The organism is Pseudomonas sp. QS1027, from assembly GCF_002814235.1.
Taxonomy (GTDB): Bacteria; Pseudomonadota; Gammaproteobacteria; order Pseudomonadales; family Pseudomonadaceae; genus Aquipseudomonas.
On the sequence record NZ_PHSU01000005.1, the window covers coordinates 150,214 to 171,656 of the forward strand.

The 21,443-nt window shown below is 62.6% G+C and carries 16 protein-coding genes; 5 read left to right on the forward strand and 11 right to left on the reverse strand.

Annotated features, from left to right (window positions below; genetic code table 11):
* Window positions 1–742 precede the first annotated feature (742 nt).
* The 7 genes from CWE01_RS06335 to CWE01_RS06370 form a co-directional block, all read right to left on the reverse strand.
* The gene (locus CWE01_RS06335; RefSeq protein WP_100939676.1) at window positions 743–1,459 is read right to left on the reverse strand and encodes an ABC transporter ATP-binding protein; all 717 of its coding nucleotides are present in this window, start codon (window positions 1,457–1,459) and stop codon (window positions 743–745) included.
* The gene (locus CWE01_RS06340; protein ID WP_100939677.1) at window positions 1,456–2,331 is read right to left on the reverse strand and encodes an ABC transporter ATP-binding protein; all 876 of its coding nucleotides are present in this window, start codon (window positions 2,329–2,331) and stop codon (window positions 1,456–1,458) included. The genes CWE01_RS06335 and CWE01_RS06340 overlap by 4 nt, the downstream gene beginning before the upstream one ends.
* Window positions 2,328–3,626 (reverse strand): high-affinity branched-chain amino acid ABC transporter permease LivM, encoded by a 1,299-nt coding sequence (livM, locus tag CWE01_RS06345; RefSeq protein ID WP_100939678.1) that lies wholly within the window; start codon window positions 3,624–3,626, stop codon window positions 2,328–2,330. Before livM ends, CWE01_RS06340 begins: the two co-directional genes overlap by 4 nt.
* A 3-nt stretch (window positions 3,627–3,629) precedes the next feature.
* A complete protein-coding gene (locus CWE01_RS06350; RefSeq protein ID WP_100939679.1) occupies window positions 3,630–4,544 on the reverse strand; it encodes a branched-chain amino acid ABC transporter permease LivH in 915 nt (304 codons plus the stop codon).
* Window positions 4,545–4,714: 170 nt separating this feature from the next.
* Window positions 4,715–5,848: a branched-chain amino acid ABC transporter substrate-binding protein gene (locus CWE01_RS06355; RefSeq protein ID WP_100939680.1), complete on the reverse strand. Its 1,134-nt coding sequence runs from the start codon at window positions 5,846–5,848 to the stop codon at window positions 4,715–4,717.
* A gap of 363 nt (window positions 5,849–6,211) precedes the next feature.
* Complete coding sequence (locus tag CWE01_RS06360; RefSeq protein WP_100939681.1) at window positions 6,212–7,495, reverse strand: FAD-binding oxidoreductase; 1,284 nt, start codon at window positions 7,493–7,495, stop codon at window positions 6,212–6,214.
* A 223-nt stretch (window positions 7,496–7,718) separates the two neighbouring features.
* The gene (locus CWE01_RS06370; protein WP_100939682.1) at window positions 7,719–9,209 is read right to left on the reverse strand and encodes an aldehyde dehydrogenase family protein; all 1,491 of its coding nucleotides are present in this window, start codon (window positions 9,207–9,209) and stop codon (window positions 7,719–7,721) included.
* Between the two features lie 164 nt (window positions 9,210–9,373).
* Here CWE01_RS06370 and CWE01_RS06375 point away from each other — a divergent pair, with 164 nt between their 5' ends.
* The 4 genes from CWE01_RS06375 to CWE01_RS06390 all read left to right on the forward strand — a co-directional run bounded on the left by CWE01_RS06375 (window position 9,374) and on the right by CWE01_RS06390 (window position 13,422).
* A complete protein-coding gene (locus tag CWE01_RS06375) occupies window positions 9,374–10,279 on the forward strand; it encodes a LysR family transcriptional regulator (protein ID WP_100939722.1) in 906 nt (301 codons plus the stop codon).
* 251 nt (window positions 10,280–10,530) lie between these two features.
* Window positions 10,531–11,730 carry a nicotinate phosphoribosyltransferase gene (gene pncB, locus CWE01_RS06380; protein ID WP_100939683.1) on the forward strand — a complete coding sequence of 400 codons (1,200 nt, stop codon included), beginning with the start codon at window positions 10,531–10,533 and terminating at the stop codon, window positions 11,728–11,730.
* A 59-nt stretch (window positions 11,731–11,789) separates the two neighbouring features.
* Window positions 11,790–12,617 (forward strand): ammonia-dependent NAD(+) synthetase, encoded by an 828-nt coding sequence (gene nadE, locus CWE01_RS06385; RefSeq protein ID WP_100939684.1) that lies wholly within the window; start codon window positions 11,790–11,792, stop codon window positions 12,615–12,617.
* Between the two features lie 109 nt (window positions 12,618–12,726).
* The gene (locus CWE01_RS06390) at window positions 12,727–13,422 is read left to right on the forward strand and encodes a hypothetical protein (protein ID WP_100939685.1); all 696 of its coding nucleotides are present in this window, start codon (window positions 12,727–12,729) and stop codon (window positions 13,420–13,422) included.
* 26 nt (window positions 13,423–13,448) lie between these two features.
* Here the strand turns inward: CWE01_RS06390 and azu are convergent, their stop codons facing one another.
* Window positions 13,449–13,895 (reverse strand): azurin, encoded by a 447-nt coding sequence (gene azu / locus CWE01_RS06395; RefSeq protein ID WP_100939686.1) that lies wholly within the window; start codon window positions 13,893–13,895, stop codon window positions 13,449–13,451.
* A gap of 420 nt (window positions 13,896–14,315) precedes the next feature.
* Here azu and CWE01_RS33545 point away from each other — a divergent pair, with 420 nt between their 5' ends.
* The gene (locus tag CWE01_RS33545; protein WP_177144542.1) at window positions 14,316–14,492 is read left to right on the forward strand and encodes a hypothetical protein; all 177 of its coding nucleotides are present in this window, start codon (window positions 14,316–14,318) and stop codon (window positions 14,490–14,492) included.
* A 167-nt stretch (window positions 14,493–14,659) separates the two neighbouring features.
* Here CWE01_RS33545 and CWE01_RS06400 read toward each other — a convergent pair whose 3' ends face one another.
* From CWE01_RS06400 to CWE01_RS06410, 3 genes are all read right to left on the reverse strand, one after another.
* Window positions 14,660–15,571 carry a transglutaminase family protein gene (locus CWE01_RS06400; protein WP_100939687.1) on the reverse strand — a complete coding sequence of 304 codons (912 nt, stop codon included), beginning with the start codon at window positions 15,569–15,571 and terminating at the stop codon, window positions 14,660–14,662.
* Window positions 15,571–18,057 (reverse strand): circularly permuted type 2 ATP-grasp protein, encoded by a 2,487-nt coding sequence (locus tag CWE01_RS06405; protein ID WP_100939688.1) that lies wholly within the window; start codon window positions 18,055–18,057, stop codon window positions 15,571–15,573. The genes CWE01_RS06400 and CWE01_RS06405 overlap by 1 nt, the downstream gene beginning before the upstream one ends.
* Window positions 18,058–18,144: 87 nt before the next feature.
* A complete protein-coding gene (locus tag CWE01_RS06410) occupies window positions 18,145–21,420 on the reverse strand; it encodes a DUF2126 domain-containing protein (RefSeq protein ID WP_100939689.1) in 3,276 nt (1,091 codons plus the stop codon).
* Window positions 21,421–21,443: the final 23 nt, after the last annotated feature.

The following is a 21,443-nucleotide window of genomic DNA, read 5'->3' on the forward strand; positions in this document are numbered from 1 at the left end:
CGGCCCGCGGGCCGCCAGATATGAATACGGTCGTTGCGCAGCATGCCTCAACGCCGGCCCGTGACGAAATGGAATCTTGAAAACAGTACAGCTGTACAAAAAACGTTCAATCGTAGCAAAGCCACGCAAACCGTGGCCTGGCGCCTGCTGTACGCACCTTATCCACAGCCCCGTCCACAGTATCCGGGGGCAACTCGAAAACCCGCCGATCCCCTGTACACAAGGCCTCCAGCGGTATTTCAAAAGTTTTTCCCTTGACCCCGGAACACCCGTTGTGCAGCCACAGCGGAAAAATCCCCTGTGGACGATTTCGCCCCAGTGGCTCCAGGCCAGTAATTACGCCACCCGGGAGCATGTTTCCAGAGTTTGCCCACAGAGTTATCCACAGGCTGGGCAACCCACTTGCCGGGCGCAAGCCGTGACAATATACCTGTTGACAAAACCGCTCGGCGCTTTGCAAAACGCCACCGATCAAAAAACAACCAGCACGCTGCAGGCCACGGTTTCAAAGGCTCTCAGCCAGCTACTCCCACGTTACCCACAGCCACCTCCACAGCAAACGGGGACAAGTCAAATTGATGACAAAACAATCATTTGCAGCGGTTTCATGTCGCACTTTGGCAGGTTGCCCAGATTGTTTTCCACAATTTCGGATCCAGCCCGTGGGCAGACAAAAAAACGCCCCGGATCCGAAGATCACGGGGCGTTTCAGGGTTGCACAATGACTGCGTCAGGATGGGACTCAATGCCCGCCCAGGTAGGCGTTACGCACTTCCTCGTTGACCAGCAGCTCCTTGCCGGTGCCACTGAGGCGAATCTCGCCGTTGACCATCACATAGGCCCGGTCCGACAAGCGTAGCGCGTGGTTGGCGTTCTGCTCCACCAGGAAGATGGTCATGCCCGAAGCCGCCAGCTCGCGCAGGGTGGCGAAAATCTGCTTCACCACGATCGGCGCCAGGCCCAGGCTCGGTTCGTCCAGCAACAGCAGCTTGGGCCGGCTCATCAGCGCCCGGGCAATCGCCAGCATCTGCTGCTCGCCGCCGGACATGGTCATGGCCCGCTGGTTACGCCGCTCCTTGAGCCGCGGAAACAACTCGAACATGCGCTGCATGTCCTCGTCGACGAACTTGTCGCCAATGGGGATGGTGCCCATCTGCAGGTTCTCTTCCACGGTCATGTCCGGGAACACCCGGCGGCCTTCCGGCGACTGGGCGATACCGTTGGAGGCGATGTAGTGGGACGACTTGTGGGTAATGTCGACGCCCCGGTAGATGATCTCCCCCGCAGCAGCCCGCGGCTGGCCGAAGATCGACATCAGCAGCGTCGACTTGCCCGCGCCGTTGGAGCCGATCAGGCTGACGGTTTCGCCTTCGTTGATGTGCAACGAGACTTTCTTCAGGGCCTGGATCGGCCCGTAGAACACTTCCAGGTTCTTCAGTTCGAGGATAGGTTGACTCATACCAGTTCCTCTTCATCGGCGCCCAGGTAGGCGGCAATCACTTTCGGATCGTTGCGGATGGCTTCCGGACCACCCTCGGCAATCACGTTGCCGTGGTCCAGTACCACGATGTGGTCGGAAATACTCATGACCATGCCCATGTCGTGTTCGATCAGCACCACGGTCAGGTCGTGCTCGTCGCGCAGCAGTCGGATCATCGCGCTCAGCGCTTCGGTTTCCTGGGGGTTGAGGCCCGCCGCCGGTTCGTCGAGGCAGATGATTCGCGGCCGCGTGCACATGGCCCGGGCGATTTCCAGACGGCGTTGCTGGCCGTAGGACAGTTCGCCCGCCAGGCGGTTGGCACAGTCCACCAGATCGACCACTTCCAACCAGTAGAACGCGGTGTCCAGGGCGTCGCTTTCAGCCTTGCGGTAGCCCTTGGTATTGAGGATACCGGCGAGCATGTTGCGGTTGACCCACATGTGCTGGGCCACCAGCAGGTTCTCCAGCACCGACATTTCCTTGAACAGGCGAATGTTCTGGAAGGTCCGGGCCAGGCCCGCACGGTTCACCAGATGGGTACCGCCGAACATCTTGTAGTAGAGCCGGCTGAGGAAGGTTTTCGGCGAAGCGAAATCCCCCAGGCGAAAGGACTCGCCCAGCAGCTGGATCACGTTGGTGCGCTTGTCGCGGACATTGAGTTCGATCTTGCCGCCGGTGGCCTTGTAGAAGCCGGTCAGGCAGTTGAACACCGTGGTCTTGCCCGCGCCGTTGGGGCCGATCAGGGCAAAGATCGAGTTGCGTTTGACTTGCAGGCTGACGTCGCTGAGGGCCTTGATCCCACCGAAGTGCATCATCAGCTTTTCGACTTTCAGAACGATGTCATTGCTCATTGGCCAGTCCCTCCCACCAGGACGCCCTTGCGTGGGGTCACCCCGGTACGGCTGATGCGGATCAGGCCACGTGGCCGCCAGATCATCATCAACACCATCAACACGCCGAACAGCAGCACGCGGTACTCGGCAAAGCTGCGCAGCAGCTCCGGCGCCACGGTCAGTACAAAGGCCGCGATCACCACACCGATGGTCGAACCCATGCCGCCCAGCACCACGATGGCGAGGATCAACGCGGACTCGAAGAAGGTGAAGGACGTCGGGTTGACGAAACCCTGGTAGGTGGCGAAAAACACACCGGCCAGGCCAGCGGTCGAAGCCCCGAGGGTGAACGCCGAGAGTTTTACCAGCACGTGGTTCAAGCCCATGGCGCGACAGGCGATTTCGTCTTCACGCAAGGCTTCCCAGGCGCGGCCCACCGGCATGCGGGTCAGGCGATGCTTGATGTAAAGCACGGCCAATACCACCAGGAACAGCACGGCGTAGATGAAATAGAACTTCACATCCGGGTTGTAGGCGATGCCGAAGAACTCATGGAAGGGAATCCCACCCTCCTTCGCGCGCTTGCCGAACTCCAGACCGAAGAAAGTCGGCAGCGGCGCCGGCATGCCGTTCGGACCGCCGGTCAGCGACAGCCAGTTGTTGAGGATCAGGCGGATGATCTCGCCGAAGCCCAGGGTCACGATGGCCAGGTAGTCACCGTGCAGACGCAGGACCGGGAAGCCGAGGATGCACCCCGCCAGCGCGGCGGTGATGGCGGCCAATGGCAAGACGGTCCAGAACCCCAGCCCGAGGTATTGATAACCCAGCGCCAGGCCATAGGCACCGATGGCGTAGAACGCCACGTAACCCAGGTCGAGCAAGCCGGCGAGGCCCACCACGATGTTCAGCCCCAGGCCGAGCAAGACGTAGATCAGGCCGAGGATCACCACCCCCAGCAGGTAGGAGTTGGCGAACACCGGAAAGATCACCGCGATCGCGATCATGATCGGGATGATCCAGCGCAGGCGCGACTTGTAGTCCGGCGCCAGCACATGCACACCGGAACCGGTGCTTTCGAAGCCTTCGAGAATCCGCAGGCCCTTGGGTGTTTGCAGGAACAGGCTGAGGAAAAAACGACCGAGCATCACGATCGCCACCAACCAGGCGACGCGGGTCGGTTGCAGGTTGAAGCTGTAACCCTCCAGGACGACCCCGACGATGGGGCCGAAGACAATCAGTGCGACCAGGCCGGCGAGAATGGCGTCAACCAGGCTTTTTTTGATATCGAGCGATTTTTGAGTGGTTGAGGACATTGCTTACACCTTCGACACAAGAGGACGGCCCAACAGGCCTTGCGGCCGAAAGACCAGCACCAGGACCAGCAGCGAGAAGCTGAAGACGTCCTTGTAATCCGAGTTGACCAGGCCGGAGAACAGCGATTCGGAGATGCCGAGGATGATCCCACCGAGCATGGCGCCCGGCAGCGAGCCGATACCGCCAAGCACCGCGGCGGTGAACGCCTTGATGCCGATCACGAAGCCGGCGTAGAAGTCGAAAGTGCCGTAGTTCATGGTGATCAATACACCGGCCAGGGCCGCCATGGCCGCACCGATGATGAACACATAGGAAATCACCCGGTCGGTGTTGATCCCGAGAATCGAAGCCATCTTGCGGTCTTGCTGGGTCGCGCGGCACATGCGGCCCAACTTGGTGTACTTGATGACATAGGTCAGCAGGCCCATGCCGAGGAACGCGGCCACCAGGATAAAGACCTTGGTGTAGGTGAGCTGGACAAAGCCGGTGCCGACATCGACGCGCCAGGCGCCGGTGAGCAGCGTCGGTACGCCCTGTTGCTTGGCGCCCTGGGCGATCTGCGCGTAGTTCTGCAGGATCAGCGAAATCCCGATGGCGCTGATCAGCGGTGCCAGTCGCGTGGAGTTGCGCAGGGGTTTGTAGGCAATGCGCTCGATGACCCAGCCATACACCCCGGTGACGATGATGGTGAAGACCAGCGTGCCGAGCATCAGGAGCGGGAAGGATTCAATACCGAAGTAAGCCAGCAGAGCCAGACTGATTGCCGCGAGGTAAGCGGAAATCATGTAAACCTCGCCGTGGGCGAAGTTGATCATGCCGATGATGCCATAGACCATTGTGTAGCCGATGGCGATCAGGCCATAGACCGACCCGAGGGTCAGGCCATTGACCAGTTGCTGCAGGAAAATACCATCCATAACGCAATCTCACGCATTTGAGAGACTGCACAGAAGCGCACCGCGACGGCCGGGGTTCAACCGCCGTCGCAGCACAGCCATGTGCAGTTCTACGAGAAAAGACAGGTACTGCACGGACACGCGTGGCGACTGGCCGGCGCACGGGGCGCCAGCCGGGTCAGGCCTTCATGTCACTTCTGTTTTTCCAGCTGATGGTATTTGCCGTCTTTGTCCCACTGGTAGACCACGTAGTCGGAGACCTTCAGGTCGCCCTTGGCGTCCCAGGTCTTCTCGCCCATCACGGTTTTGACCGAGTGCGATTTCAGCCATTTGGCCGCGTCTTCGCCTTTGTTGGACTTGGCACCGTTGAAACCGGCAGCCAGGGCCTGGACCGAAGCGTAGGCGTACAGGGTGTAGCCTTCTGGCTCGGTACCGGCTTTACGGAATTGCTCGACGACTGCCTTGCTGTCCGGCAGCAGGCGTGGGTCGGCGCCGAAGGTCATCAGCACGCCGTCAACGTATTGCGGGCCGCCCGCTGTAGTCACAAGCTCGTCGGTCACGATGCCGTCATCGGACATGAACTTGACGTCTTTCAGGCCTTCAGTGCGCAGTTGCTTGACCAGTGGACCGGCTTCCGGGTGCAGGCCGCCGAAGTAGACGACGTCGGCTCCGGCTGCACGGATCTTGGTGACCAGGGCGCTGAAGTCTTTCTCGCCACGGGTCAGGCCTTCGTAGATCACCGGGGTCACGCCGCGCTTGATCAACTGGGCCTTGGTAGCATCCGCCAGGCCTTGGCCGTAGGTGTCCTTGTCGTGGATGACCGCGACTTTCTTGCCCTTGAGCACGTCGACGATGTAGTCGCCGGCAACGATACCCTGCTGGTCGTCACGCCCGCACATACGGAACATTGCACCCAGGCCACGTTCGGTGACCTGTGGGTTGGTGGAACCCGGGGTGATCGCGATGATGCCCGCTTCGTCGTAGATCTCCGAAGCCGGGATGGTGGAAGAGGAACAGAAGTGCCCGACAACGCCGGCGACTTTCTGGTTGGTCAGGTCCTTGGCGACCGTCACAGCCTGTTTCGGCTCGCAGGCGTCATCGCCTTTGACCAGGACGATTTTCTCGCCGTTGACGCCGCCCGCCGCGTTGACCGCATCGGCCGCCGCTTGTGCACCTTTCATGTACTGCTCGCCGAATGCCGCGTTGGCACCGGTCATCGGACCCGCTACGCCGATCTTGACGTCAGCCTGAGCAAACGCAGAAACACCCAACGCAGCAGCCACTGCGAGGGCTACAAAGCCTTTCTTGTAAAACGTCTGGGACATGAGGTGGTGCTCCAAGGTTTTTTTAGTTGGCACTGCGACTTCAATGAATGCTCAGAGCAAGGGGCGTGCCATAGGTTTTTTGTTCTGCAAAAAGTCGCTGTCTTATTGTTTTATGGACTGTTTCGGGCCCTTTTTAACTGGGCGTGCAACCGTCTAAACCGCGGAAGGTGGAACCTTTCAAGAAAAAAGGTGCAACCCAGCGGTGCCACTATTGCAACCATGGCGCCGAAGGGTGTGCAACCACCCTGTAACAACGTGCGTCACCGAAGTGCACACTCGCGGTGCGCGACTGCTACATCGCGCACCATTACAGGCTAGCCGTATCGGACAAAAGCGCCGTCCAATTCGGCATTTTTTGTTGTATCAAATGACAATCCGCAGGCACTGGCCCGCGTGATACAGCGAAAATCCCGCCTCATAGAGACCACTGCGCAGGCCTACCGCCGGTATCGGACGCATGGGCGCGAAGGGAATCGGCAGGGCTTGAGGATTTCCGTTACACAGGTAATCGGCGAACGCCTTGCCGACCACCGTCCCCGTGGTCACCCCACGCCCGTTGTAGCCGGTGACTGCCACTAAACCGGGCGCCGGTTCGAACAGGCGCATCAGATGGTCGGGGGTAAAGGCGATGCAGCCGGTCCAGGTGCATTCCCAGTCGACCTTTTTCAGGTAGGGGAAATAGTGCTGCTGCACCCGGTCTGCCCAGGCCCGCAGGAACCACGCCGGTTTCTGGTTGCCGTTGCCCAGGCTGCCCAGCAACAGGCGACCGTCGGCGTCGCGGCGAATACTGCTGAGCACCTGGCGGGTATCCCAGGAGCCCTGTCCGCCTGGCAGGATCTGCCGCGCGGCCTCTTCGGTCAGCGGACTGGACGCGACCTGGTAGTAGTAGCCCGGAAAGAAGTTGCGCCGCAGCTCGGTCCATTCGCCTTCGGTGTAGGCATTGGAGGCCATCACCACCTGTTCGGCACTGACCGCGCCCTCGGCGGTCTGCACCGACCAGCGCTGGCCCTGGCGTTCCAGGCGGGTGACCGGGGAATGGTCGAACAACTGCGCACCCAGCCGCGAGGCGGCCTTGGCCAGGCCCGAGGTATAGGCCATGGGGTTGAGGGTACCGGCGCGCCGGTCGAGCAAGGCGGCGGCGACCTTCCTGGTCCCGGTGGCGATTTCGCAGTCCTTGCCGGTGAGCAGCTCCACTGGTGCGCCGCGACGTTTCCACTGCGCTTCGCGGCTGCGCAGATCGGCCTCGCCCTTGGCGTTGTGGGCCATGTGCAAGGTGCCTTCGCGGCGCAGCTGGCAATCGATGCCATGCTTGTCCACCAGGCTGAATACCAGGGCCGGCGCGGCCCCGAGCATGCGGTTGAGCTGGCTGCCCACCGCTTCGCCGAAACCGGCTTCGATCTCGTCCGGGGGAATCCACATCCCGGCATTGACCAGCCCCACATTGCGCCCGGAGCCGCCGTGGCCGGTGCGATGGGCTTCCAGTACACAGACGCTCTTGCCTTGTTCACGCAGGTGGATCGCGGCCGAGAGCCCGGTGATACCGGCGCCGATAACGCAGACATCGACCTTCAGCTCGCCCTTGAAGGACGGCGCTTCAGGCCGCTGTGGTGTGAGTGTTTCCCATAGACATTCTTCGCGTAACGGCATTGCCAGACTCCGAAAATGAAACCCAACAAACACACTCCAGACTTAACTTGTTGCGGCAGACGGACTGAATGTGGCGAGGGGGCTTGACCCCGTTCGGCTGCGCAGCAGTCGTAAAATCGGTCGATGCGTTCTGCCTGATAGCTCGCGATTACCGATTTCAGGGCCGCTTCGCGCCCCAACGGGGGCAAGCCCCCTCGCCACAGGGACCGGCCTCGCACCTTCGTTAATCGAAGGTGATGCCCTGGGCCAGCGGCAATTCCAGCGAGTAGTTCACGGTATTGGTCTGGCGGCGCATGTAACCGCGCCAGGCGTCCGAACCCGACTCACGACCGCCGCCGGTTTCCTTCTCGCCGCCAAAGGCGCCGCCGATCTCCGCACCGCTCGGGCCGATGTTGACGTTGGCAATGCCGCAGTCGCTGCCCACCGCCGACATGAACTGCTCGGCCTCGCGTACATCAGTGGTGAAGATGCACGAAGACAGACCTTGTGGCACCGCATTGTTCAAGCGCAGGGCTTCGGCGAATTCGTTGTAACCGATCACGTAGAGAATCGGTGCAAAGGTTTCGTGGCAGACCACTTCGCTCTGCTCCGGCATCTCGACGATGGCCGGCGACACGTAATAGGCATTCGGGAATTTGTCCTGCAACTGGCGCTCGCCGCCGAACACCCGGCCGCCTTCGCTCAGGGCCTGTTCCAGGGCGTCCTGCATGTTCTCGAAGCTTTGCTTGTCAATCAGCGGGCCGACCAGGTTGCCTTCCAGCGGATGGCCGATACGGACCTTGGAATAGGCCGCCTTCAAGCGGGTGACAATCTCCGCCTTGACCGATTCATGGGCAATCAGACGTCGCAAGCTGGTGCAGCGCTGGCCGGCGGTGCCGACGGCGCTGAACAGAATCGCCCGCACGGCCATGTCCAGGTCGGCGCTTGGGCCGAGGATCATCGCGTTGTTGCCGCCCAGTTCCAGGATGCTGCGGGCAAAGCGCGCGGCGACTTTCGGTGCCACTTCGCGGCCCATGCGGGTGCTGCCGGTGGCGCTGATCAGGGCCACACGCGGGTCATCGACCAGGGCGGCACCGGCATCGCGGCCACCGATGATCACCTGGCTCAGGTACTCGGGCGCATCGCTGAAGTTTTTCAGTACACGCTCGAACAGGGCCTGGCAGGCCAGCGCGGTCAGCGGGGTCTTTTCCGAAGGTTTCCAGATCACCGAGTTACCGCACACCAGCGCCAGGGTGGTGTTCCAGGCCCAGACCGCGACCGGGAAGTTGAAGGCGCTGATCACGCCGACCACACCCAGCGGGTGCCAGGACTCACGCATATGGTGGCCCGGACGCTCGGAGGCGATGGTCAAGCCGTACAGCTGGCGCGACAGGCCCACGGCGAAATCGCAGATATCGATCATTTCCTGCACTTCACCCAGGCCTTCCTGGGTGATCTTGCCGGCTTCCCAGGAGACCAGCTCACCGAGGTCGGCCTTGAATTCACGCAACACTTCGCCGAACTGGCGCACCAGCTCGCCACGGCGCGGGGCCGGCACCTTGCGCCAGGCGTCGAAGGCGCGCTCGGCACGGCTGACCTGCTGCTCGACTTCAGCGGCGCCCTCCCAGTTCACGCCGGCGATGCGGCTGCCGTCGATGGGCGAATGCACGGGCTGTTTGCCCTGTTGATACAGCGCCGGGTTCACACCAAGACGATCAAGCAATGCGGCAACCATGGGGGTCACTCCTGTAGGCAAAAAACGGAACGCTTGCGTCGAAAACAACACGACGATTCAGACCTTCAGTTGTAGCGGCCTTCAGCTTTGCCAACAAACGACGATTAGGCGAGATATCATTCCATTTATTCATGCAGCGCAAGACAGAAGAAAAAGGCCCGTCCATGCTGAATAAAAGATACCTGCCTTCGATCACGGCCCTGCAATGCTTCGAAGCCGTCACCCGCCACCTGAGCTTCACCCGCGCGGCAGAAGAGCTGAACCTGACCCAGAGCGCCGTGAGCAAACAGGTCGCGCAGCTGGAAGAGCTGTTGCAGCACCTGCTGTTCCGCCGGGTACGGCGACGCCTGCAACTGACGCCGGCCGGGGATCTGTACCTGGTGGAAGTCCGAAAAATCCTGACCCAGGTGGAGATGTCGACCCACTACCTGCGCTCCTACGGTGGCGAAACCGAAGTCCTGCGGGTATCCACGCCCTCGACCTTCGGCGCCCGCTGGCTGGTGCCGCGGCTCAAGGGCTGGCGCCTGCGTCACCCGCATATCCACCTGGACCTGTGCAACGAACAGGAAGCCGACGACCTGTTGCAGGGCCGCAGCGACCTGGCGTTCTATTTCGGCCAGGGTTCGCGCCCGGGCACCGAGTGCGTGAAGCTGTTCGGTGAAGAGCTGGTGGCGGTGTGCGCGCCGGGCTGCCTGCCGGAGAAACCCTTCAGCGATCCGACGCAGTTGAGCGAGCTGGTGTTGTTGCAGAACGCCTCGCGGCCCCAGGCCTGGCACGACTGGTTCGACAGCCAGGGTTATCACACCGAGCACAGTTACCACGGGCCGCGTTTCGAGACGTTCTATATGTGCATCCGCGCCGCCCAGGTCGGTTGCGGGGTGGCGTTGCTGCCCAGGTTCCTGGTGGAAGAGGAACTGGTCGAGGGCAAGCTGGTGCTCGCCTGGCCCTATGCGATGCCCGGTCATGACGCCTATTACCTGGCGTACCCGGAGCATTCGGCGGAGGTGCCGAAGGTGCGGGATTTCGTGAGCTGGATGCTGGAGCAGATCGACAACCCTACTCAGGTGTGATCTCCCTGCTGCAGACACACCGCTTCATGAACACCGCAAAACTTGTAGGAGCGGCCGGTCGACGCTCGATTGCCCGCGAAGCTTTTGGCGGTCTCACAGGCCTCTTCGCTGGCAAGCCATGCTCCTGCAGAGGGTGTTGTCGCTTAAAAAATCGCTGGTAAAACCGCCAGCGGATATGCGCCACTAGCAGCCTTCATTCAAGAACTGCCAGGACGCCGCCGCAGCGCGCGACTGGCATGGAGATACCCGTTATGAGCGATAAGGCCTTTGGCGATCGCATTGTGCAGAACCTGCTGGACACCGACTTCTACAAGCTGACCATGATGCAGGCGGTGCTGCACAACTACCCCAACGTCGAAGTCGAATGGGATTTCCGCTGCCGCAACAGTGAAGACCTGCGTCCGTACCTGGCGGAAATCCGCTACCAGGTCGAACGCCTCGCCGAACTGAGCCTGAGCGCCGACCAATTGGGCTTCCTGGAGCGCATCAGCTTCCTCAAGCCGGACTTCCTGCGCTTCCTCGGCCTGTTCCGCTTCAACCTGCGCTATATCCACACCGGGATCGAGAACGGCGAGCTGTTTATCCGCCTGCGCGGCCCGTGGCTGCATGTGATCCTGTTCGAAGTGCCGCTGCTGGCCATCGTCAGCGAAGTGCGCAACCGTTATCGCTATCAGGAAACCCTGCTGAGCCAGGCCCGCGAACAGCTATACCGCAAGTTCGACTGGCTGAACGCCAATGCCTCCCCCGAAGAGCTGTCGGAGCTGCAGGTCGCCGACTTCGGCACCCGCCGGCGCTTCTCCTACCGGGTCCAGGAAGAAGTGGTCAGCGTGCTCAAGCACGACTTCCCCGGACGCTTCGTCGGCACCAGCAACGTGCACCTGGCCCGCGAATTCGACATGAAGCCCCTGGGCACCATGGCCCACGAATGGATCATGGCCCACCAGCAACTCGGTCCGCGCCTGATCGACAGCCAGATCGCCGCGCTCGACTGCTGGGTTCGCGAATACCGCGGCCTGCTCGGCATCGCCCTGACCGACTGCATCACCACCGATGCCTTCCTCACGGATTTTGACCTGTACTTCGCCAAGCTCTTCGACGGTTTGCGCCACGATTCCGGCGATCCGGTGATCTGGGCCGAAAAATGCATCAATCGTTATCACCAGCTGGGCATCGACCCGATGAGCAAGACCCTGGTGTTTTCCGACAGCCTCAGTCTGCCCAAGGCCCTGGGGATATTCCGGGCGCTGCGCGGTCGGATCAATGTCAGCTTCGGCATCGGCACCAACCTCACCTGCGACATCGAGGGGGTGGAACCGATGAGCATCGTGCTTAAAATGACCGCCTGCAACGGCCAGCCCGTGGCGAAGATCTCCGACGAGCCGGGCAAGGCCCAGTGCAAGGACCCGAACTTCGTGGCCTACCTGCGCCATGTGTTCCAGGTCCCCGGCTAGAGACTCGCCCAACCGTACCGATCAACCTGTTCCAGACCCCATCCCGCAAGGAGTGAATCATGCAAGCCGTACAGCGCCAGATTGCTGAACAGCTCAAGGTCCAGCCACCGTTCGCCGACCAGGCCGCCCTCGAAGCCGAAGTGGCGCGGCGGATCGCCTTTATCCAGGATTGCCTGCTGAACTCCGGGCTCAAGACCCTGGTGCTGGGTATCAGCGGCGGCGTCGACTCGCTGACCGCCGGCCTCCTGGCCCAGCGCGCCATGCATGAGCTGCGCGAGCGCACCGGCCACCAGGATTACCGCTTCATTGCGGTGCGCCTGCCGTACGAAACCCAGTTCGACGAACACGAAGCCCAGGCCTCGGTGGACTTTATCGCCCCCGACGAGCGCCACACGGTGAATATCGGCCCGGCGGTCAAGTCGCTGGCAGCGGAAGTCGCCGCCTTCGAAGGCAAGGCCGCGGTGTCGCGAGACTTCGTCCTCGGCAATACCAAGGCGCGCATCCGCATGGTCGCCCAGTACACCATCGCCGGCGCCGCCCATGGCCTGGTGATCGGCACCGACCACGCGGCAGAAGCGGTGATGGGCTTCTTCACCAAGTTCGGTGACGGCGCCTGCGACCTGGCGCCCTTGAGCGGGCTGGTGAAAAACCAGGTCCGGGCCATCGCCCGGCACTTCGGCGCTCCGGAGTTCCTGGTGGAAAAAATCCCCACCGCCGACCTCGAAGACCTGGCACCGGGCAAGCCCGACGAAGCCTCCCACGGCGTGACCTATGCCGAGATCGACGCCTTCCTGCACGGCGAGCCAGTGCGTCAGGAAGCCTTCGACATCATCTGTCGGACCTACGAAAAAACTCATCACAAACGTGAGATGCCATTTGCACCGTGATTGAGTTGGCGGGAATGTCGTAGGAAACGTCTCTTTTTCCGCCTAACACTTGAGGCAGCATCGGTCACTGGGCAGTCTTCGCCGCATCCAGTTGGCAGGGCCCCATCCGATGCTGCTCAATCGCAAATACCCCAAATTGCACGCGCAATCCGTGTTCCGCCACCCGTGGTTTTTTCCGCTGCTCGGCGCGCTCGGGGTGATCTGCTGGGTTGCCACCGCCGCCAGCACGCCGGACCAGCATGCCGCCGGCCAACCCAGTGCCGCGCATTTTCTGCTGATCGCCCAGATGCCGGCGCAAATCGCCTTGCGGGCCAACGCGCACTACATCCCGAGCACCAACCAGGCCGGCTGCCCCTATCAACCGCCGGTGCTGCACTTCAATACCCCCCTCGCCGACACACCGCGCAGCTCCGACTTCAAGGTGCCCCTGGGCTACGAATTGCCTGACTGCAAGCTGCATCTGAGTGAAGTGGACTTCGAGACCGAGGCGTTCTACGGACCTGACAACCTGAACCGCAGCATCACCCATGGCGGCTCGATTGCCGTGCGCGACAACCTGCGACCGGGAGTGTCGGGTTTTCCAAGCTCGGGGGAAAAACAGTATGAGGGCTTGTGCGACTGGGAGATTACCGACCCCGAAGCCCTCTTCGGACCTGGCCAGGTACTCACCTGCCATGCGCTGGACGATCAGGGGCGGGTGATCGGCGGGAATCGCAAACCCTCCCGGCTCGGCGGAACCCTGAGCCTGGAGGACCTGCAAGGCAAACGTATTCGCCTGAATCTCAAGATGAAGGAGCAACCCTGACCGCTGGGCCAGGGTTGCGGCGCGGGTTACTTGACCTCGAGCTTGCCTTTCATGATCGAATTGTGGCCCGGGAACGAGCAGAAGAACTCGTAGTCCTCACCGGCGGTCAGTTTCGACACGTCGAAGGTGACCGAGTCTTTTTCACCGGCACCGATGATCTTGGTGTGGGCGATGATGCGGGTGTCGCCGTCTTTCAGGTAGTTCTTGTCGATCCCGGCGCTCATGCCATCGGTCGCGATCCCGGTCATGTCGGAGGCCTTGCTCAGCACCCAGTTATGGCCCATGACGTTCTTCGGCAGACTGCCGGCATGGCTCAGGTTCACGGTGAAGTTCTTGCAGCTCTTGTCGACGGAGATTTCCTTGACGGTGAAGGACATCTGGTCGGTGGAGTCGACATCGACCGAGCATTCGGCGGCAAGCAATTGGCCACTGGCGAGGGCCAACAGGGATACCGCAACAACTTTGGCGAACATGGTGAATCTCCAAGGCAGGGTATGAAAATCAAGGGCTAAAATGGGGAGAATAGCCAAAATCGGGCTCAGTTCTCCTGATCTGCATCAACAGATTGTATACAATCCTATGCTATCGCTTCGATGGATACAATCAAACAGCCAGACGAACCGGCGCCCCCTAACATTAGGACGTTCTCAGCCAACGGAGCGTCTACCATGTCTATTAACAGCCTGCTGCAAAGCTTGCTCGCCGCTTACGCCTGCGGGGCCAGCGGTACCTTTGAAAGGCCCTCGCGCGAGGTTTAATCCTTGGAGAGTCGCCGGCCAGCCTTTACTCTGGGGCCACGCTTGTCGCCGTAAACCATTGTTTCGTGTGCTGCGCCACGAACACAGGCAGAATACGCGCCGCTCAACCTCACCTTCGACCCCAGAGGATCGCCCATGGCCAAACCCAATTACTCCTTTGCCAAACGTCAGCGCGACCTGGCCAAAGAGCAGAAGAAAGAGGAAAAACTGCAACGCAAGAAAACCACCGCAGAAGAAGAGGCCGCGGCCTTGTTGAATCCGGAAGCGGAAGGCGAAGAAACCGAGGCGCAAGATCCAACGCCGAACGCCTGATCGCACCGAGCTCTGCTCCTACAGATTCAGGGCGTACGCAAAATCCGCGCTCGACGCCAAACTGTAGGAGCCGGGCTTGCCCGCGAAGGGGCCCTCAGGACCGCCAAAAGCTTCGCGAGCAAGCTCTGTTCCCACAGGTTCCGTAGCGTTTCGAAGTCACATCCGGCTCAGTTGGCCGACCGCCCCACATCCCCCATCGGCATCACCGTCACCTGCACTTCAGGGTCATGGTTGCCGCCCCCCAGAATCACCCCACGCAACGGCGACACATCGGAGAAATCCCGGCCCCAGGCCAGGGTGATGTGCTCCAGGGCCGGCTGCACATTGTTGGTTGGATCGAAATCCACCCAGCCCGACACCGGACAGAACACCGACACCCAGGCATGGGAGGCATCGGCACCGATCAGGCGCGGCTGGCCGGGCGGTGGCTGGGTCAGCAGATAACCACTGACATAACGCGCCGCCAGGCCACGCGAGCGCAGGCAGGCGAGCATCAGGTGGGCAAAGTCCTGGCAAACCCCGCGCCGCCGCTCCAGCACCTCCACCAGCGGCGTGGCGACCTGGGTCGCTTCGGCATCGAAGGTGAACTCGCTGAAGATTTTCTCCATCAATGCCTGGACGCCCATCAGCAAGGGACGTCCGCTGGGGAAGCAGCTCTCGGAAAACTCGACGAAGCTTTTCTTCAGATGCACGTAAGGCGATTCGAAGCGATAACGGCAGGCTTCGAGAATTTCCGGATTCAACGCCTGGCCGCTGTAGGTCAGGGCATTGCGCGTGTCATCCCAGGCGGCTGACACATTGAAATCCACCGCCGGCCGCGCCAGCACCTCGACATTCAGCCAGGCATTGACCAGCAACTCGTCATGGGGCCGCTCGAACGCCAACCGGGTCAACGGATTGCCGAACACATCGAGCTCATCCCGGCGACTGGTGGGTTCCGGGCTGATCTTCAACATCTGCTCGCTGCACACTTGCCAGTCACAAGCCCGCGGCCACAGGTGGGCGAGTTGCTGGGCCAGGGACACCGGGCTGTCGTAGTGATAATGGGTATCGTGGAAAATCTGGTAGAGGGCACTCATCACACGGACACCGTCTGCTGGCTGACATCGTCGACATGGGCAAAATGCCGCAAGGCCAGGCGATCGGAGACCTGGCCGCTGGCATCGGCGATTTCCTGCAACAGCTCGGCCAGACCGTCGAGCACATCGCGCACGCCGGTCTCGCCGAACAGGGCGCTTTCCAGGTTGCCGAGATCGAAACGCCCCAGACGCTCGACCAGCTGGTTCAGCCCCAACTCCCGCGGGACGCCGAAGTCATCGTTCAAGCGACGCAAGGTGCGGCTTACCAGCTTCAGCTGGAACAGCACCGCATGGGGGTTCTGCTCATCCAGCAGCAACAGGTCGAGCACCGGGATCAACTGCGGCACCGCGAGGTAGCGCGAGCGATAGGTGATGCTGCTGTTGCCCAACTCCAGCAACCACTCCAGCCCGGCCTGATCGAACACCGCGATGCCGCGCAGGAAGGCCGCGAGGCTGCTGCTGAGAAATTGCAGGCGCTCGATGCGCCGACCGATCATCAGGAAGCGCCAGCCCTCGTCGCGGGTCATATCGTCCAGGGCAAAACCGGACAACGCCGCCAGGGACATGACCAGACGGTTGAGGAAATCCAGCAGCTCGCCGAAGTTCGGGTCTTCGCTTTCCAGGCTCAGGGCTTCGCGTTGCAGTTCCACCAGCGCCTGCCAGTTTTCCCGCGACAGCTTGCCGCGTACCTGGGACGCCGCCCACTGCAAGCGCTGCAGATTGGAGCGCAGGCTGAACGGCCAGTCGTCGCCGAGCAGGGCCGCCAGCAGGCGCTCGGGCAACTCGCCCTCGTCCGGCAGCAGCATCAGGCTTTCGCCAAGCTCCACCGCCGCCTGCAAGGCCTGGGGATCGTCGCCGTCGACATAGCGCGCCAGCATGATCCGCAACAAGCGCGCACTGTCGTCGCAACGCTCACAGTAGCGGCCGAACCAGAACAGGTTTTCCACCACCCGCGACGGCAGGTAGGGATCGCGTCGCACCAGGTCGCGGACCCCGAGGGAACGCTGGGTGCGCCATTGCTCGCCGCTGGGCGTGCGCTCGCTGAGCACCCAGGTGTCCTTGCTCGCACCACCGCGCTGCATTGACACCACCTCGGCATCGGCATCCGCCGCCACCCGTGTCAGGCCACCGGGCAACACCCGATAACCGTCGGCGCTGGCAACGGCGTACACGCGCATGCCGATGGCCCTCGGTTGCAAGACGCCCTCCTCGGCTTGCCAGATCGGCGCCTGGGACAACTGCGCCAGCTCCTGGGCGACATAGGCATAGGGCCGTGCACGCATGCGCTCGGCCAACGCCTGGCGTTGTTCGTCATCAAGATCACGGCCGAACACCGGGACAAAACTCTGGGACGGGAACGCCGGCTTGATCAACAGTTCAGGCAGTTTTTCCAGGGCCTGGGCCAGCACCGGCGGCTCGCCGCACCACCAGGTGGCGATGGACGGCAGGATCAGTTCCTCACCGAACAGGTGCTGGTTGATCTTCGGCAGGAAGCCCAGCAAACCGGGCGACTCCAGCACGCCGCTGCCCAGGGCATTGGCTACCAGCACCCGGCCCTGGCGCACCGCCTCCAGCAGGCCGGGCACGCCCAGGGCCGAGTCGGTGCGCAGTTCCAGCGGATCGCAGAAGTCGTCGTCGAGCCGGCGCATGATCGCGTGCACCCGCTGCAGGCCGCTCAGGGTCTTGAGGTAGACCGTGGCGTCGCGCACCGTCAGGTCGCCGCCCTCCACCAGCGGGTAGCCCAGTTGGCGCGCCAGGTAGAGGTGTTCGAAATAGCTTTCGTTGAAACGGCCCGGGGTCAGCAACACCACCAGCGGCGCCTCGGCGTCGCTCGGCGCCTGGCGTACCAGGGTTTCCTGCAGGGTGCGGAAGAACCCGGCCAGGTGATGCACCCGCAGGTCGCGGTACAGATCGGGAAAGGCCCGCGACACAATGGTGCGGTTTTCCAGGGCATAGCCGGCCCCGGAGGGCGCCTGGGTCCGATCCGCCGTGACCCACCAGCGACCGTCCGGCGTGCGCGCCAGGTCCACGGCGAACAAGTGCAGGAAGGTCCCGGCCGGCGGCTGGATACCCTGGCAGGGCCAGAGGAAATTGTTGTGGCCGAAGACCAGCTCGGCGGGCAGCAGGCCGTCGCGAATCAGGGTCTGCGGGCCATAGAGATCGGCCAGCACCGCATTCAGCAGCCGCGCGCGCTGGGCAATGCCCGCCGCCACCCGCTGCCATTCGTCCGCGGGGATGATGTGCGGCAACAGATCGAGCTCCCAGGGCCGGTCGGCGCCCTTGGGGTCGGCATAGACGTTATAAGTCACGCCATTTTCCTGGATCTGCCGGGCCAACAAGGCCTGGCGCTGAGCCAGTTGTACAGGCGTGCTGCGTTGCAACTGGTCGAGCAGCGGCCGCCAATGCGCACGCACGGCGCCGCCGTCGTCCAGCAGTTCGTGATAGGTCCCCGCTGTCAGCGGGTAGCGGTCAAGCAGGTCGGGCATGGAGAGCTCGGCAGACGGCAAGGGCAATCAGGTTAACGCAGACAGATGACGCACGGATACGCGAAAACTCCGTGCGCCCTGTCAGATTTATGTGTGTCGCAAGTCCAATGTCATCGGCAGTTCGTCGTTGATCTTCAACGTCGGAATCGGCAACGTGCCAGGACTGTGGCCAAGGCGGAAGAACCGCGCCATACGCCGGCTTTCCGCTTCGTTGGCGTTCACCGGCAAGGTCTCGTAGTTGCGCCCGCCCGGGTGGGCGACATGGTACTGGCAACCGCCAAGGGAGCGATGCATCCAGGTGTCGAGCAGGTCGAACACCAGCGGTGCATGGACCGGGATGGTCGGTTGCAGGCAGTTGGCCGGTTGCCAGGCGCGATAACGCACGCCGGCGACAAATTCGCCGACCCGCCCGGTGGGCTGCAGCGGGACCGCCACGCCATTGCAGGTCAGCAGATAGCGTTGCGGCGCCAGGCCACTCAACTTGACCTGCAGGCGCTCCAGGGACGAATCCACGTAGCGCACCGTGCCACCGACCGCGCCCTCCTCGCCCAGCACATGCCAGGGTTCGAGGGCCTGGCGCACTTCCAGTTCGATGCCATTGACCGCGTAGTCGCCGACTTTCGGGAAACGGAACTCCAGGTGTGCGGCGAACCACTCGGCACGCAGGGGATAACCGGCGGCGTTGAGGTCGACGATCACATCGGCGAAATCCTGCTCGATAAAGTGCGGCAACAGGAAGCGGTCATGCAGTTCGGTGCCCCAGCGCGCCAGCTTGGGCGGCGCATAGGGCTCGCGCCAGAACCGCGCCACCAGCGCCCGCAGCAGCAGTTGCTGGGTCAGGCTCATGCGCGCGTGAGGCGGCATTTCAAAGGCGCGCAGCTCCAGCAGGCCCAGGCGCCCCGTGGCACCGTCCGGCGAGTAGAGCTTGTCGATGCAGAACTCGGCGCGGTGGGTGTTGCCGGTCACGTCGATCAGCAGGTTGCGCAGCAGGCGATCCACCAACCAGGGCGGACATTCCTCGCCCGGTTGCGGCATCTGCGCAAAGGCGATTTCCAGTTCGTACAACGAGTCATTGCGCGCTTCGTCCACCCGCGGCGCCTGGGAGGTCGGGCCGATAAACAGCCCGGAGAACAGGTAGGACAGCGACGGGTGATTGTGCCAATAGCTGATCAGGCTGCGCAGCAGATCGGGACGGCGCAGGAACGGCGAGTCCGCCGGCGTGGCGCCGCCGAGGACAAAATGGTTGCCGCCGCCGGTGCCGGTATGGCGCCCGTCGATCATGAATTTTTCGGTGGTCAGGCGGGTCTGGCGCGCCTCCTCATAGAGGAACTCGGTGCGCTCGACCAACTCGTCCCAGGTGGCGGACGGCTGCACATTGACCTCGATCACGCCCGGGTCGGGGGTGATCCGGAAATTCCCCAGGCGCGCATCGTGGGGTGGCTCGTAGCCTTCCAGCAAGACCGGGCAATGCAGCTCCTCGGCGGTGGCTTCAATGGCGCTGACCAGTTCCAGATAGTCTTCGACCCGCTCCAGCGGTGGCATGAACAGGTACAAGCGACCACCGCGCGCTTCGGCGCACAAGGCGGTGCGGGTCAGCCAGGCGGCCGACTCGTCGATCTTCGGCACCCGCTCCTCGCTGACCACAGGTTCGCCGTGGACCTTGAGTGCGGCGGTGTCCGGCAGCTCGGGCAAATCCTGGTTCGGATCGGTCGGGTGCACAAACGGATATTCCGCCGCCGTCACCCAAGGCTGGGAAGCCAATGGCAGGCGATAACCCAGCGGCGAATCCCCCGGCACCAACCGGCAATGGCTGTCACGCAGGTACCAGCGCCCGCTCTGCCAGCGGTCATTGGCGGCGGTGCGGGCCAGCGGCAGCACCTGGCCGATGACCTTGTCCAGGCCCTGGGAGAACACCTTGCGCAGCCGCGCGCGCTCCAGTTCGTCATCCAGTCGTGGGTCTGTGGCCGTGACGTTGATCGGCAACTGCCCCTCGCGCCACAGGTAGTAGAAATTGTCCTCGTAGGCCGGGAAGACGAAGCGCGTCGGCAACTTCAGACGCTCGGCGACACTCGCCAGGAAACGCCCGGCCATTTCGCCGTCCGCACCGTAGTCTTCCTGCTCATCGGCGATCAGCGCGTTGTTGTGCCAGATCGGCACGCCGTCGCGGCGCCAGTAGCTATTGAGCGACCAGCGCGGCAACTGCTCGCCGGGGTACCACTTGCCCTGGCCGAAATGCACCAGGCCTTGGGGGGCATAACGCTTGCGCATGCGCTGGAACAGTTCGGCGGACAGCCGGCGCTTGTCCGGGCCCAGGGCGGCGGTGTTCCACTCGGCGCCGTCGGGGTCGTCAATGGAGACGAAGGTCGGCTCGCCGCCCATGGTCAGGCGTACATCGCCTTCGAGCAGGTCGGCATCGATCTGCCGGCCCAAAGCCTGGATCGCCAGCCATTGTTCCTCGGTGTAGGGCTTGGTGACGCGCGGCGCCTCCCAGATCCGCTCCACCGACATTTCATGGCTGAACTCGCACTCGCAAGGTTCCACCAGGCCACTGATCGGCGCCGCTGACGACGGATCGGGACTACAGGCCAACGGAATATGCCCTTCGCCGGCGAACAGCCCGGAAGTGGCGTCCAGGCCGATCCAGCCGGCACCCGGCAGATAGACTTCGCACCAGGCGTGCAGGTCGGTGAAGTCGACCTCGGTGCCAGACGGGCCATCGAGGGCTTTCACGTCGGCGGTGAGCTGGATCAGGTAGCCGGAGACAAACCGCGCCGCCAGCCCCAGGTGACGCAGCAGTTGCACCAGCAGCCAGGCCGAGTCGCGGCAGGAGCCGGAGGCGTTGACGAGGGTCTGCTCGGGCGTCTGCACGCCGGGCTCCATACGGATCAGGTAGCCGATGTCTTCGCTCAGGCGCTGGTTGAGAGCCACCAGGAAATCCACGCTGGGCAGCGGCGTACGCTCGATGCCGTCCAGGTAGGCCTGGAACCTGGGCGTCAGCGGCAGCTTCTCCAGATAGGGCGACAGCTCGTGCTTTTCATCGGCGGCGTAGGTGAACGGGATTTTCTCGGCGTAGGGCTCGAGGAAAAAGTCGAACGGATTGAACACCGCCATCTCGGCGACCAGGTCGACCTCGATGCGCAGTTCCGTGGTTTTTTCCGGGAACACCAGCCGCGCCAGATAATTGCCCTGGGGATCCTGTTGCCAGTTGATGAAATGCTGCTCGGGCTGGACCTTCAGCGCATAGGACAAAATCCGCGTGCGACTGTGGGCCGCCGGACGCAGGCGAACGATCTGCGGACCGAGCTCGATGGCGCGTTCATAGCGGTAATGCGTGACATGGTGCAATGCGACATGGATCGACACGGCGTGCCTCCTGCGAGCCTGGG